The sequence below is a fragment of the Streptomyces sp. ISL-96 genome (assembly GCF_018614035.1).
Lineage (GTDB): Bacteria > Actinomycetota > Actinomycetes > Streptomycetales > Streptomycetaceae > Streptomyces.
Window position 1 is genome coordinate 1 of the sequence record NZ_JAGGPA010000086.1, and the last position, 12,193, is coordinate 12,193.

At 69.2% G+C, this 12,193-nt stretch carries 13 protein-coding genes, 1 tRNA gene and 1 pseudogene; 4 read left to right on the forward strand and 11 right to left on the reverse strand.

The genetic code is table 11. From position 1 onward, the window contains the following. Positions 1–65: 65 nt before the first annotated feature. Positions 66–992 carry a TetR/AcrR family transcriptional regulator gene (locus J7E96_RS35365; RefSeq protein ID WP_215137781.1) on the reverse strand — a complete coding sequence of 309 codons (927 nt, stop codon included), beginning with the start codon at positions 990–992 and terminating at the stop codon, positions 66–68. Positions 993–1,272: 280 nt separating this feature from the next. Here J7E96_RS35365 and J7E96_RS35370 point away from each other — a divergent pair, with 280 nt between their 5' ends. After that, positions 1,273–2,373, forward strand: coding sequence for a terpene synthase family protein (locus J7E96_RS35370; protein WP_215137783.1), 1,101 nt, complete (start codon positions 1,273–1,275; stop codon positions 2,371–2,373). On the opposite strand, the gene J7E96_RS35375 is transcribed toward J7E96_RS35370, so the two are convergent. From J7E96_RS35375 to J7E96_RS35400, 6 genes are all read right to left on the reverse strand, one after another. Further along, positions 2,348–3,823, reverse strand: a complete 1,476-nt coding sequence (locus J7E96_RS35375) for a cytochrome P450 (RefSeq protein ID WP_215137785.1) — start codon at positions 3,821–3,823, stop codon at positions 2,348–2,350. The two genes, J7E96_RS35370 and J7E96_RS35375, sit on opposite strands and share 26 nt — an antisense overlap. A gap of 106 nt (positions 3,824–3,929) precedes the next feature. Beyond that, on the reverse strand, positions 3,930–4,541 hold the full coding sequence (locus tag J7E96_RS35380) for an ATP/GTP-binding protein (RefSeq protein ID WP_215137787.1): 612 nt from the start codon (positions 4,539–4,541) through the stop codon (positions 3,930–3,932). After that, positions 4,522–4,887, reverse strand: coding sequence for a DUF742 domain-containing protein (locus J7E96_RS35385; RefSeq protein ID WP_215137789.1), 366 nt, complete (start codon positions 4,885–4,887; stop codon positions 4,522–4,524). The genes J7E96_RS35380 and J7E96_RS35385 overlap by 20 nt, the downstream gene beginning before the upstream one ends. Next, the gene (locus J7E96_RS35390) at positions 4,884–5,291 is read right to left on the reverse strand and encodes a roadblock/LC7 domain-containing protein (RefSeq protein WP_215137791.1); all 408 of its coding nucleotides are present in this window, start codon (positions 5,289–5,291) and stop codon (positions 4,884–4,886) included. The genes J7E96_RS35385 and J7E96_RS35390 overlap by 4 nt, the downstream gene beginning before the upstream one ends. Further along, complete coding sequence (locus J7E96_RS35395) at positions 5,288–6,844, reverse strand: sensor histidine kinase KdpD (RefSeq protein WP_215137792.1); 1,557 nt, start codon at positions 6,842–6,844, stop codon at positions 5,288–5,290. Before J7E96_RS35395 ends, J7E96_RS35390 begins: the two co-directional genes overlap by 4 nt. A 320-nt stretch (positions 6,845–7,164) precedes the next feature. Next, positions 7,165–7,587 carry a DUF350 domain-containing protein gene (locus tag J7E96_RS35400; protein ID WP_215137795.1) on the reverse strand — a complete coding sequence of 141 codons (423 nt, stop codon included), beginning with the start codon at positions 7,585–7,587 and terminating at the stop codon, positions 7,165–7,167. Between the two features lie 136 nt (positions 7,588–7,723). On the opposite strand from J7E96_RS35400, the gene J7E96_RS35405 reads away from it, so the two are divergent. After that, positions 7,724–8,047 carry a hypothetical protein gene (locus tag J7E96_RS35405; RefSeq protein ID WP_374196757.1) on the forward strand — a complete coding sequence of 108 codons (324 nt, stop codon included), beginning with the start codon at positions 7,724–7,726 and terminating at the stop codon, positions 8,045–8,047. 71 nt (positions 8,048–8,118) lie between these two features. On the opposite strand, the gene J7E96_RS37985 is transcribed toward J7E96_RS35405, so the two are convergent. After that, positions 8,119–9,450 (reverse strand): RNA polymerase sigma factor, encoded by a 1,332-nt coding sequence (locus J7E96_RS37985; protein WP_374196759.1) that lies wholly within the window; start codon positions 9,448–9,450, stop codon positions 8,119–8,121. Then, positions 9,439–9,702, reverse strand: a pseudogene (locus tag J7E96_RS38970) (RNA polymerase sigma factor region1.1 domain-containing protein); the annotation flags it as partial. The gene J7E96_RS37985 and the pseudogene J7E96_RS38970, both read right to left, overlap by 12 nt. Positions 9,703–9,834: 132 nt before the next feature. Here J7E96_RS38970 and J7E96_RS35415 point away from each other — a divergent pair. Continuing rightward, complete coding sequence (locus J7E96_RS35415) at positions 9,835–10,644, forward strand: cobalt-precorrin-6A reductase (protein ID WP_215137797.1); 810 nt, start codon at positions 9,835–9,837, stop codon at positions 10,642–10,644. Here J7E96_RS35415 and cobF read toward each other — a convergent pair. Continuing rightward, on the reverse strand, positions 10,589–11,377 hold the full coding sequence (cobF, locus tag J7E96_RS35420; RefSeq protein WP_215137799.1) for a precorrin-6A synthase (deacetylating): 789 nt from the start codon (positions 11,375–11,377) through the stop codon (positions 10,589–10,591). The two genes, J7E96_RS35415 and cobF, sit on opposite strands and share 56 nt — an antisense overlap. Beyond that, complete coding sequence (locus J7E96_RS35425) at positions 11,374–11,895, reverse strand: DUF309 domain-containing protein (RefSeq protein ID WP_215137914.1); 522 nt, start codon at positions 11,893–11,895, stop codon at positions 11,374–11,376. The genes cobF and J7E96_RS35425 overlap by 4 nt, the downstream gene beginning before the upstream one ends. 156 nt (positions 11,896–12,051) lie before the next feature. Between J7E96_RS35425 and J7E96_RS35430 the strand changes: the two genes are divergently transcribed. Continuing rightward, a tRNA-Pro gene (locus J7E96_RS35430) sits at positions 12,052–12,128 on the forward strand. The last annotated feature ends 65 nt before the right edge of the window (positions 12,129–12,193 follow it).

A 12,193-nucleotide genomic window follows, 5' to 3' on the forward strand; every position in this document is an offset into this window, starting at 1 on the left:
GGGGCTTTTCTGCGTTCCGGGTAGAAGCGCGAGGCCCATGCGACGGCATGCGAGTTGTGCGGAGTTCAGCTCGTGGCGGGCGGCGGTACGGACAACGTGGCGTCCACGTACGCGAGGAGCGCCGCCCGCATGTCCTCGGGACTCGTGCCGGTACCCGGTTGCGCGACCGGCGCCGCGGCGAGCACCTGGGTGGCCAGGCCGTCGATCAGCGCGGTGAGCCGCAGTGCGGCGGCGTCCGGGTCCGTGCCGGGTCGGAAGACGCCCTGGTCGACGCCGCGCCGCAGGATATCGGCGACCGTCGCGCGCCACTGCCTGGAGTACGTCACGTGGAGCCGGCCCACGGCCGTGGAGCGGGCCGCCTCCGCCCACAGGTCGAGCCAGACCCTCCACTGCCGGCGCTGCTGCTCCGTGTACGGCGTCTGGAGCTCGATCAGCTGCCGGAGCTCGTCCGCGGCGTCACCGGTGTCGCCCGCCCCGGCGATCCTGGCCGCGCGGCGGGCGGTGTCCTCGTCCATGCACCAAAGCACGGCGGCTTCCAGCAGGTCGTCCCTGCCGGGGAAGTGGTAGTGGATGGCGGCGGTGCTGGTGGCGCAGGCCTCGGCGATGTCGGCGACCCGTACGGAATGGAAACCGCGCTTCGCGATCAGCCGCACGGTCTCCCGCACTATCTGCAGCGGCCTGCCGCCCTCGGGCGCCGCCGCGGCCGCGCCCGAGGCGCGTTCGCGGCGTACGGCGGAGGGCTTCACCGAGGCCTCGGTACGGAACCCGAGCAGCCAGCCCGCGTCCACATCGGCGGTGTCGGCGATACGAGCCAATTCGGCCACGGTGAACCGCCGGACACCGGTGAGCGAACGCGACAGTTTTGACGGATCCATGGCGATGCGTCGGGCGAACTCGCGCTGGCTCACGCCGGCGGAGCCGATCACCTGACGGACCCGCTCGGCGACCTCACCGCCGGAGTCGACCACTCGGCTTCCGGGTTCTGGCTGCATGGTCGGCCACCGTACCTGTGCGTTGAGAGGACCACAACGTACGAATCCGGTGGACCCTGATGCGGCAAGAGATTGTGCCCGATGATGAGCTGCTGACTGATGCGTCAGTCGGCGGTATAAGCCGTGAGAACCTCCGGCACAGCGGTGAAAGCAGACTTCTGCAACTTTGGGCATCCAGCGGTCAACTTGGCTCAGGCAATGGACGGTTGCATTGTTATTGATGGTCGGACATGGGCATATACGCCCCAGCGTACGCGGGGCTCTCATGAGGAGACCGAACATGACCGTAATCTCGCCACGTCGAGTGGGCCAGCAACTGCCGAGCGTGCCCTTCTACTGTCCGGTGCCGTCGATCGTCCACCCGTCGGCCGAGGCTCTCAATGACATGACGGTGCGTTGGATGCTCCAACAACGCCTCGACGCGGACGATCATCAGCGCAGCCGGCTGTCCCTCTGCGACTTCGGCGGTCTCACGGCAGCGACGATGTCGTACGGACAGCTGGAACCGCTCACCCTGATGGCCAAGTTCCACGCCGTGCTCTTCTCTCTCGACGACGGCGTGTGCGACGAGGCCTATGCCACCGCTGACTCGCTCGCCCAGGAGACGGCCCGGATCGTCCGGGCCATAGAGGCCCCGACCGCCCACCAGTTCGACGACTCGCCGCACGCGGCGGCGCTGCGCCTACTGCGGATCGAGCTGGAGCGGTACGCGTCCCCGCAGCAGATACGCCGCTGGACCGACGCCATGCGCGTCTACACCTCGGGGCTGGTGTGGGAGGCGTCCTGGCGCCGCAGTCCGCGACTGCCTTCGCTCAACGACTACATCACGCTGTGGATGAGAGCCATAGGGATGGCCCCCTCCACCGCGATGATCGAGATCGTCGCCGGTTATTCCGTGCCCGACAACGACCTGGAGGACCCGCGTGTGCGGGCCCTCACCGAGATCACCTGGACACTGGTCAGCTGGGACAACGACCTCTACTCCCGCAACAAGGAGCTCCTGCGGGCCGACGACAATCTCAATCTGATCGACGTCCTGTGCCAGGAACTCGGCTGTGAACCGCACCACGCACTCCAGGAGGCCGTGGCGATGCGGGACCGTGTCATGGTGCTCTTCCTCCGGCTGCGCGACCAGGTGCTGCGGGATGCGGGCGGCGGACTGCGCCGCTACGTACAGGGGCTCGGTCAGTTCATCCGGGGGCACCTCGACTGGGCGTCGGTGTGCCCTCGTTATCATGTGCCCTCGGAGCCGGAGGGTAAACCGGACGAGGGGTGGTGGAAGCAGCGTCCGGCCGATGACAGCTTCGAGCCGCTTCCCTTCCCGACGATCTCCTGGTGGTGGGACCAGCTGGCGGTCAGTAGCCGCGCCACCACCGGGTGACCGCCTGCCACATGCGCTTTGGCGCCCCCGGCCTGCGCTGGGCCGGAATCATGACCGGCGTCTGCACCGTCGCGGGCGGGGGTGCGGGCACGGATCCCCGTACGGGGCCCGGCTGCGGGACCGTGCGCGACGCCGTGGGCTGGAGGCCGGTGGCGTCATGCTCCGGCGGACGCGCCGCGAACTTCACCGGGAGCGCGACCAGATGCCTGGACATGAGCGCACTGTTGTACTCCAATTCGTCCTCCCCGACCGCGAGTTGAAGGTCGGGAAGGCGCATCAGCAGCGCGTCGATACCGGTGTCCGCGATGGCGCGCCCGATGTCCTGCCCCGGGCACTCGTGCGGCCCGCCGCTGAAGGCTAGGTGGGCGCGGTTGCCCTGCATCGAGGCGTCCGGGTCGGGCCGTACCACCGGGTCGACGTTGGCGGCGGCGATGCCGACGATCAGGGCGTCGCCCCTCTTGATCTGCTGGCCGCCGAACTCGGTGTCACCGACGGCCCAGCGGCCGAAGATGGAGGTGAACGGCGGCTCGTCCCACAGGGTCTGCTCGACCGCCTCGGGCAGCGTCATGTGGCCGCCGCTGAGCTGGGCCCGGAAGCGCGGATCGGTGAGCACCATGCGCAGTACGTTGGCGATGAGATTCGCGGTCGTCTCGTACGCCGCGATCAGCACCAGCCGCAGATGATGGCTGACCTCCTCGTCGGTGAGCCCGGCCGGGTGCTCGATGAGCCAGGAGGTGAAGTCCGCGTCGGGCGCGACCCGGCGCCTGGCCACATGCCTGCTCAGTACGCCCATCACATAGGCATTGCTCGCGTTCGCCGTCGCGGTGCCCTTGATCATGTCGCGGGCGGACTGCACCATCCGCTCGTTGTACTCCTCGGCCATGCCCAGGATCTGGCACATCACCATCATCGGCAGGTGCTCGGCGAACCGGCTCACCAGGTCGGCCTTGCCGTCCTGGCAGAAGTCGTTGACGAGCCGGTTGCTGTACCGGTTGATGTGGCGGCGTACGCCCCGGTGGTCGATGCGCCCGATGCTGTCGGTGACCGCGCCGCGCAGCCGCTCGTGTTCCGCGCCGTCCGCGAAGACGCAAACGGGCTGCCACGTGAAGATGGGGGCCAGCGGATGGTCGGGGGGGACGGTGCCGTCGGCGGTCAGGCGCCAGCGGCGCGAATCGCGGGAGAACTGCGACGGGGTGCGGGTCATGTGCAGGTTCTCGGTGTGGCCGAGGACCAGCCAGGCCGGTACGTCGCCGCTCAGCAGCACCGGCGCCACCGGGCCGTGCTCGGCGCGCAGCTTCTCGTACACGGCCATCGGGTCGCGCTCATGCTCCGGCCCGTACAGCCGGCGCAGCCCGCCCGGGCCCGTACCGGTGATGGCGTGGGCCGGGCATCCCGGGGGCGGAAGAGCACCGCCGTCCGCTCCGGGCGGCTGATGGAAGGGGGTTGTCACGGTCACTCCAGGGATCGGGCGATCAGGCCGGCCAGCGGTGGAAGGGGACCCGGACAGGGCCCGCCAGTTACAGGGACCAGTTACAGGGGCCAGTTGCGGGGATCAGTTACGGGGACGGGGACGGGGACAAGGTGTGCAGATAGCGCATCAGGGTCAGCAGGACATCGCGGCAGGACCCGCGCCCCCGGGCGTCGCAGTCCACTATCGGTACGTCGGGCGGCAGGTCGAGGGCCGTGCGCAGGGCCTCGACGGGGTGCCGGGGGGCGTCGGGGAACGTGTTGATGGCGACCACGAACGGAACACCGCGCTCCTCCAGGCGGCCGATCACGTCGAAGCTGACCTCGAGGCGGCGGGTGTCGATCAGCACCACCGCGCCCAGGGCGCCCTCGAAGAGGCCGTTCCACAGGAACCAGAAGCGTTCCTGGCCCGGTGTGCCGAAGAGGTAGAGGATCAGTTCCTCGCTGATGCTGATCCGGCCGAAGTCCATCGCGACGGTGGTGGCGGTCTTGCCCTCCAGGTTGTCGTCGACGCCGACCCCGGCCTGGGTCATCGTCTCCTCGGTGGTCAGCGGACGGATCTCGCTCACCGAGCCGACCATCGTGGTCTTGCCGACCCCGAACCCGCCCACGATCACGATCTTCACCGCCGATGTGGCCGTGGCGGGGAGGATGTCCTCGCTGCGCGGGCCGGTGACCGTGTCAGAGTTTCTGAAGTCCATGCATCACCGCTTCGAGGAGGGACCGGTCCGGCAGGGTGGTGCGGACGATGGGCGCCCGCGATTCGACCAGTTCGATGGCGAGGAGATCGGTGACCAACGCGGTCACCACGCTGAAGGGAAGACTGAGATACGCCGAGATCTCGGCCACCGACAACGGCGCCCGGCACAGCCGCAGAATGGCGGCCTGCTCGGGCTGGACCGTCGGTGTCGGTTCCGTACGGGAAATGACCATGGTGACCAGATCGAGTGGGGCCCGCGCAGCTCCGTCCGGGCCTCCGGTGAGTACGTACAACCGTTCCGCGTCTCCCGTCCCGCGCTGTCGACGTTCCCGTTGGGGCGGACTCATACGGCGCGCCCTTCATGGCGCGGAGGACTCGTCAGGTGGGCGCCGATCCGGATGACCATGTCCCGCATGCGGGCGCCCACCAGCCCGGCGTCCACCGTCTCGTCGGTGAGCACCGCCAGATACGCCCCGGTCCCGGCCGCCATCATGTAGAAGAAGCCGCCGTCGACTTCGATCACGACAAGCTTCATCGTGCCGTCGCTGTACACGATTTCGGCCGCGACGGCCGCGGCGAGACTCTGGAGACCCGCGCAGGCCGCGGCGATCCGGTCGGCGGCGTCCGGGTCGCCGCCGTACCGGGCGATGCGCAGGCCGTCCGCGGACAGGACCACGATCTGCTGGACCCCCGGCACCCCGTCGTGCAGCTCCTTGAGCATCCAGTCGAAGTTCGCCCGTTGCTGGATCACTTGAGATCTCCCTTGTCCAACGCTTCGTCAGGTTCGTCATCGGCCGACGGGCCGGGAGTCGTCCCCTTGTACCCGTTGGTGAACGCTTCGAGCCAGATCCCTGGCTCCTTGGCCTTGCCGTTGGCGTGGCCGTTGCTCGGTGGGGTGTTCTGTTCGTCGGCCGGCACAACATGGGAGAAGAGCGGCGCTCGGCCCTTGCTGCGGCGCTGCGGAAGCCCGTTCGCCGTCCATTCGGTCACCTCGGGAACGTCGTCCTCCATGGAGAACGACGCGGGCGCCGTCCGCTGCGGCCCGGTGGTCTTCCGGGGCTTCTTCCGCCTGGGGACGCGGGCCTCTTCCGCGCTCGACAGACCGGACGGACCCTGCTTGGGGACCGAGGTGATGCCGATGCCGTGGGCGAGACCGGGGGCGCGGCCGGTGGTGACCACGCCGCGCGGCACGATGAGTACGGCGCGGACGCCGCCGTACGCGGACTGCCGCAGCGAGACCTTGAGGTCGTACATCTGCGAGAGCCGGCCGACCACGGCCATGCCGAGCCGGGGCGTCTCACCGAGGTCGTTGAGGTCCATGCCCGCCTGGGCCCGGGCCAGCATGTCCTCGGCCCGCTTGCGGGCCTCTTCGCTGAGGCTGACGCCGCCGTCCTCGATCTCGATGGCGATGCCGGTCTGCACCTCCACGGCGGTGACGTGCACGCGGGTCTGCGGGGGCGAGTAGCGCGTGGCGTTGTCGAGGAGTTCCGCGCAGGCATGGATGAGCGGTTCGACGGCCGTACCGATGATGGCGACCTGGGCGATCGAGTGCAGATCGACGCGCTGGTACTCCAGGATCCGGGACATCGCGCCGCGCAGCACGCTGTACAGCGGTACGGGCTCGGGCCATTGACGTCCGGGACGGCCGCCGCCGAGTACGGCGATGGAGTCGGCGAGCCGGCCGATCAGCGAGGTGCCGTGGTCGATGCGCAGCAGGTCGTCGAAGACGTCGGGGTTGCGCCCGTGGTCCTCCTCCATGTTCCGCAGCTCGGTGGACTGCTGGTGGACGATGGCCTGCACGCGGCGCGCGATGTTGACGAAGGCGCGCTGCGCGGAGTCGCGCATCGCTTCCTCGTCGTCGATGATGTCCAGGACGGTGCGGACCAGGGCGCGTTGCGGATCGGGCAGACCGCGGTACGTCGGATCCGCGTCCACCACGTCGCGCATCACTTCGTTGGTCGAATGGCCCGCCCGCAGGCGGCGGATGGCGGCCGGCAGCAGCTCTTTGCTGGTCCGCAGGGTCTGCTGGTCGTATCCGGCGACGCGCTGGTCGAGGAAGGCCAGGCGTTGCCCGTACTCCGCGCGCAGCGCCCGCATGGCCCGGCCGCGACGGACGACTTCGGCGGCGACCGAGGTCACCACCACCGTCGCCAAGGCGCCGAACCAGACGACCGGTATGCGGGCGGGGCCCGGTACGACGACGAAGGCGGCGGCGGTGGCCGCGGCCATCAGGAGCACGGGTGGCAAAAGCGCGCGGAAGAAGGGGGATTCTCGGTCAGTTGGAGGCGATTCAACGCGAACCATGTAAACCCTCTGGCGGTCGATTCGGGGACGTATTCGAACTATCGGGCACCTGCGAACAAGTGCCTGATTTCATATCAACTCGGCGCGCTTCGAGCGAGCTTAGCCAGATCGGATCAGTGCGGCGGCATATTCGCGTAACCCTCTGCACGGGGCTTCCCGGCGGGTTTAGACTCGCCAATTTTGCACAGTCGGCTCATGGCCGTGCGCGAGGAGTAACCGAACGGGTGACGAATAGACCCTGTGTACGCGAGAAGGCCGCTCCCGCGGTGGCGGGAGCGGCCTTCGGTGTGCGTACGAGTGAGTGAGCTGTGCGGGGTTCGTCAGGCGATGGACGCCGAAACGATCGCCGCCACCGCGACGTTGCACGAAGCGGTCACCCAAACCGCCGGGTGCGGCTCTTCCTGGACCAGCGTTTCGCCCAGCTTCCCGGGCGTCACCAGGTCGACGACCAGGAACGCCACCGCCATCATCACGAGCCCCAGCACCCCGAACGCGGCTGTCGAAGCCAGGCCTTTGCCGAAGTCGGTGTACGTCGTCCAGATCGAGGTGAACACGATCCCGCCGATGCCGAGCAGTGCCGAGCTCAGCAGAAGCGCCGCGTTGCGGTTGCGCTCCTGCCAGATCTGCCGGCCGAGCTTGCCCGGCGTCAGCGCGTCCACCAGGAATATGCCGAGCGTCAGCAGCACTACACCCAGGGCCCCGTAGGCGGCGGAGCGGCCAAGTCCGTTGACGATGTCTTCCATTGAGGTCTCAGTCTCCGCTGGTGATGTTGATCGTGGTCAAGGAGAGGCAAAACCTATCGCACGGGTCTGCCGGTGCACCGGACGGGTTGCGGGGCGGCGCAGCGGCGCCTCGTGCGAGCGATTACGATCCGAACTCATGAGCGCCTCTGACCAGGAACAGACAGTGACCGACAGCCCCTTGCGGCAGCAGCCCACCCGGATCGGCGGCCTCACGCCGCGTATGGCCAGGCGAGTACGGATCGCCGCGGCGTCGGTCCTGATGGTGGCCGTGGCGGCGGTGCTCGCGGTGCGGCTGGCGAGCCGGTCGTCGGTTCTGGTCGTCGGGGTGTACGGGCTGGCGCTGATCCTCTGCGGGGGCGTGATCGAGCTCAGTCGGCGCGGGCGCACACGCCTGGGCACCTGGCTGCTGGTGGCGGGCCTGGCGGCGGCGATTGCGGCGGACGCGTTCTTGATCCCCTGAGGGAAACGCGACGCGGCGCCCCGCGCGACCTCATGGTCGCCCGGGGCGCCGAATGCGGCGTCCAGGACCTCTTAGTCGAGGTAGTCGCGCAGCACCTGCGAGCGCGACGGGTGGCGCAGCTTCGACATCGTCTTCGACTCGATCTGGCGGATGCGCTCACGCGTCACGCCGTAGACCTTGCCGATCTCGTCCAGTGTCTTCGGCTGACCGTCGGCCAGACCGAAGCGCATCGAGACCACACCGGCCTCGCGCTCGGACAGGGTGTCCAGCACCGAGTGCAGCTGCTCCTGCAGGAAGGTGAAGGAGACCGCGTCGGCCGGGACGACCGCCTCGGAGTCCTCGATGAGGTCACCGAACTCGCTGTCACCCTCCTCGCCGAGCGGGGTGTGCAGCGAGATGGGCTCGCGGCCGTACTTCTGGACCTCGATGACCTTCTCGGGGGTCATGTCGAGTTCCTTGGCCAGCTCCTCCGGGGTGGGCTCGCGGCCCAGGTCCTGGAGCATCTGGCGCTGGACGCGGGCCAGCTTGTTGATGACCTCGACCATGTGCACCGGGATACGGATGGTGCGGGCCTGGTCGGCCATCGCGCGGGTGATCGCCTGCCGGATCCACCACGTGGCGTACGTCGAGAACTTGAAGCCCTTGGTGTAGTCGAACTTCTCCACCGCGCGGATGAGACCGACATTGCCCTCCTGGATCAGGTCCAGGAAGAGCATGCCGCGGCCGGTGTAGCGCTTGGCCAGCGAAACGACCAGGCGGAGGTTGGCCTCCAGGAGGTGGTTCTTGGCGCGGCGGCCGTCCTCGACGAGGATCTCCAGCTCACGGCGGAAGACCGGGTCCTGCTCGTCCTCCTCCTCCAGCTTGTGCTCGGAGAAGAGACCCGCCTCGATGCGCTTGGCGAGCTCCACCTCCTGCTCGGCGTTGAGCAGCGGCACCTTGCCGATCAGCTTCAGGTAGTCCTTGACCGGGTCGGCGGTGGCGCCGGCGACCATGACCTGCTGCGCGGGCGCGTCGTCCTCGTCCTCGTCGGACAGGACGTAACCGTCACCCTGCTGCGGCTGCTTCGTCGGCTTCTCGTCCGCGTCGTCCGCGGAGCCCGACTCGTCGGCCCAGGCGTCGCCCTGCGGCTCCTCGGGAGAGGCCGCGGCCTTCTTGGCGGCCGTCTTCTTCGCGGACGTCTTCTTCGCCGCGCGCTTCGCCGGGGCCGGGGCCTCGGCTTCGGCGTCGGAACCCATTACCGATATTGACGCGGAAGCCGCCTGCGACGCCGCCGAAGCGGTCTTCTTGACGGTCTTCTTCACGGCGGCCTTCTTGGTCGCCGGACGCTTCTCCTCGTCCCTCGCGACGGTCTTGCGCGCACGCTTGACGGGCGCCTTGGCCGGAGCCTTGGGCGCCGTGACCATGAGCGTCACGCCCTCTTCGTCGAGGACCTGGTTGAGGCTGCGCAGCACCCGCTTGAGCTGGTCCGCGGGAATGCTGTCCGCCTCGAAGGCGTGGCGTACGTCGTCGCCGTTGATGTGACCCTGCTCCTTGCCACGCTCAATGAGCGCGACCAGGGAAGGGGATTCCGCAATCTCCTGTGGGAACGGGCGGGACGGACTGACCGACACGAGGAGCCTCTCGTAGCAAAAAATGATGACTGGGCGAGGTCGCATGACGTACGGGGCAGCGCGACGACACCTGTGGGTTCATCGCACGCTCGCGCCATTTCGTTACGCCTTGAATAGAGTGACCTGAGCCACTTTTCCGAAACGGCCCTGTCGGGGCCCCTCGGGTAGCGTGACGGCATGATCACCGGCACTGGCCATGTACTGATACTCGGCGGTACGACGGAAGCCAGGCAGCTAGCGCGGACACTGGCCCCGGTCTCCCTCCTGCGCGTGACGACCTCGCTCGCAGGACGGGTTACACAACCAAGGATGCCTGATGGTGAGATTCGCGTCGGAGGCTTCGGCGGTCCGGGGCCGATGGCGGCCTGGCTGAGCCGGCACGAGGTCGCCGCTGTGATCGACGCCACGCACCCTTTCGCCGCCGTGATCAGCGCGAACGCGGCTACAGCGGCGGCCGCGGCGGGCGTCCCGCTGGTCGCCCTGAGCCGCCCCGGCTGGCAGCCCGGCCCCGGTGACCGCTGGCACCACGCCGACGGCCTGGACCACGCGGCGGCGCTGCTGCCGGGGCTCGGCCGCCGGGTCTTCCTCACCACCGGTAGGCTCGGCCTCGCCGCCTTCGCGGGACTGGACGGGCTGCACTTCCTCGTACGTTCCGTGGAGGCCCCCGAGCCGCCGCTGCCGCTCCACACGGAGCTCCTGCTGGACCGCGGCCCGTACACCCTCGAGGGCGAGAGGGAGCTGCTGCGTACGTACGCCGCCGACGTCCTCGTCACCAAGGACAGCGGCGGCCCGGCCACCGCCGCGAAGCTCACGGCGGCCCGCGAACTCGGCCTGCCGGTCGTCGTCGTACGCCGCCCGCCCGCGCCGTCCGGGGTGCGTACGGTCCCGGACGTGGCCGGGGCCGTCGCGGAGCTGGAGCGGCTGGGCTGCCTCAGTCCTGGTGCGATTCCTGGCGCGGGTCCCGGCGCAGCAGGTACGTGTCCATGATCCAGCCCTTGCGGGCGCGGGCCTCGGCGCGCAGCCGCAGGATCCGGTCCGAGACCTCGGAGAGCCTGCCGGAGACGAGGATCTCGTCCGCGGTGCCGATGTAGGCGCCCCAGTAGATGTACGGGTCCTCCTCGGCGTACCGCTGGAAGACCTGGTGCGCGTCGAGCATGACGACCACGTCGTCCGTGCCCTCGGGCCAGCCCTCCGCGAGCCGCCGGCCCGTCGTGATCTGGACGGGCTTCGCGACCCGGTTCAGCCCGGTGCGGTGTCGCGCGACCAGCGCGGACACGCTGCTGACACCGGGCACGACCTCGTAATCGAAGGCCACCGCCCCGCGCTCCAGGATTTCCTCCAGGATGCCGAGCGTGCTGTCGTACAGCGCCGGATCGCCCCACACCAGGAACGCGCCGGTCCGGTCCTCGCCGAGCTCGTCGATGATCATCCGCTCGAAGATGTCGGCCCGGCGGCTGCGCCAGTCGCCGACCGCGGGGGAGTAGTCGGCGCCACCGGCCCTGCGGTCACGGTCCGGGTCACGCCCCTCGACCAGCCGGTACTCCCGGCCCTCCGCGATGTGCCGGTCGAGGATCTCGTGCCGCAGCCGGATCAGGTCGGACTTCTCCTCGCCCTTGTCGAGGAGGAAGAACACGTCCACCCTGTTGAGCGCTTTGACGGCCTGGATCGTCAGATGGTCCGGGTCGCCCGCGCCGATGCCTATGACATAGATCTTTTTCACGGGCGTGAGTCTGCCGCATCGGATCCGTCCGACACTCGCCCGCGCAGGCGCGGAGCGTTCCCGGCAGCCGATACGGGCTCCGCCTCCCGCTCGACACGCTCGGCCAGCTCGCGCGCCCACGCGGTGAGTCCGGTGATGCCGAGACCGTACGGGCGTGAATCTGCGTACGCGGCGATTCCGGCGGCGCCGCGCCGCAGTAGCGTCGCACCGCCGTTCCTGTTGCCCCGGGCCGCGTGCGTGAGGCCGACGGCGAGCTGGGCGAGGCCGCGCCAGAGGGCGCGTTCCGCTTCGGGGCCCGACTTCCAGGCGTCCTCGAAGACCTCGTGCGCGTGGAACGGCATACCGGCGTCGAGCAGCCGCTGTGCCTCGCGCACCGTCTCGTCCCCGGTGCGCTCCACCCCCTCGGGCTGCCGGGCCACGCCCTCGGCCCCGTACGGCAGCGGCCGTCCGAGCCCGTCGCGCGGTCGCGCGTTGCGCGCCCGCCCCTCGGCGTCGCGGTCCCTCCTGGCCTGCTCCATTTCGTCCACCCGCCCATTGTGGCCCGTTCCGGTAGGCGCCCACCCGACCCGCCCGGAACAGGCGTTGGAGCACCGGTGGCAGTCGGGACCACTCACAGAGTGGGGTATTGTTCTGTTGCGCGCTGATCCAGGGGAAACCCCAGGTCAGGCGGGCACCGGGACGTGGCGCAGCTTGGTAGCGCACTTGACTGGGGGTCAAGGGGTCGCAGGTTCAAATCCTGTCGTCCCGACCAGCGTTTACGCGGGTCGAAGGCCGTGTCGGAGAATTCCGATACGGCCTTTTCGGTTTTTCCGGTGC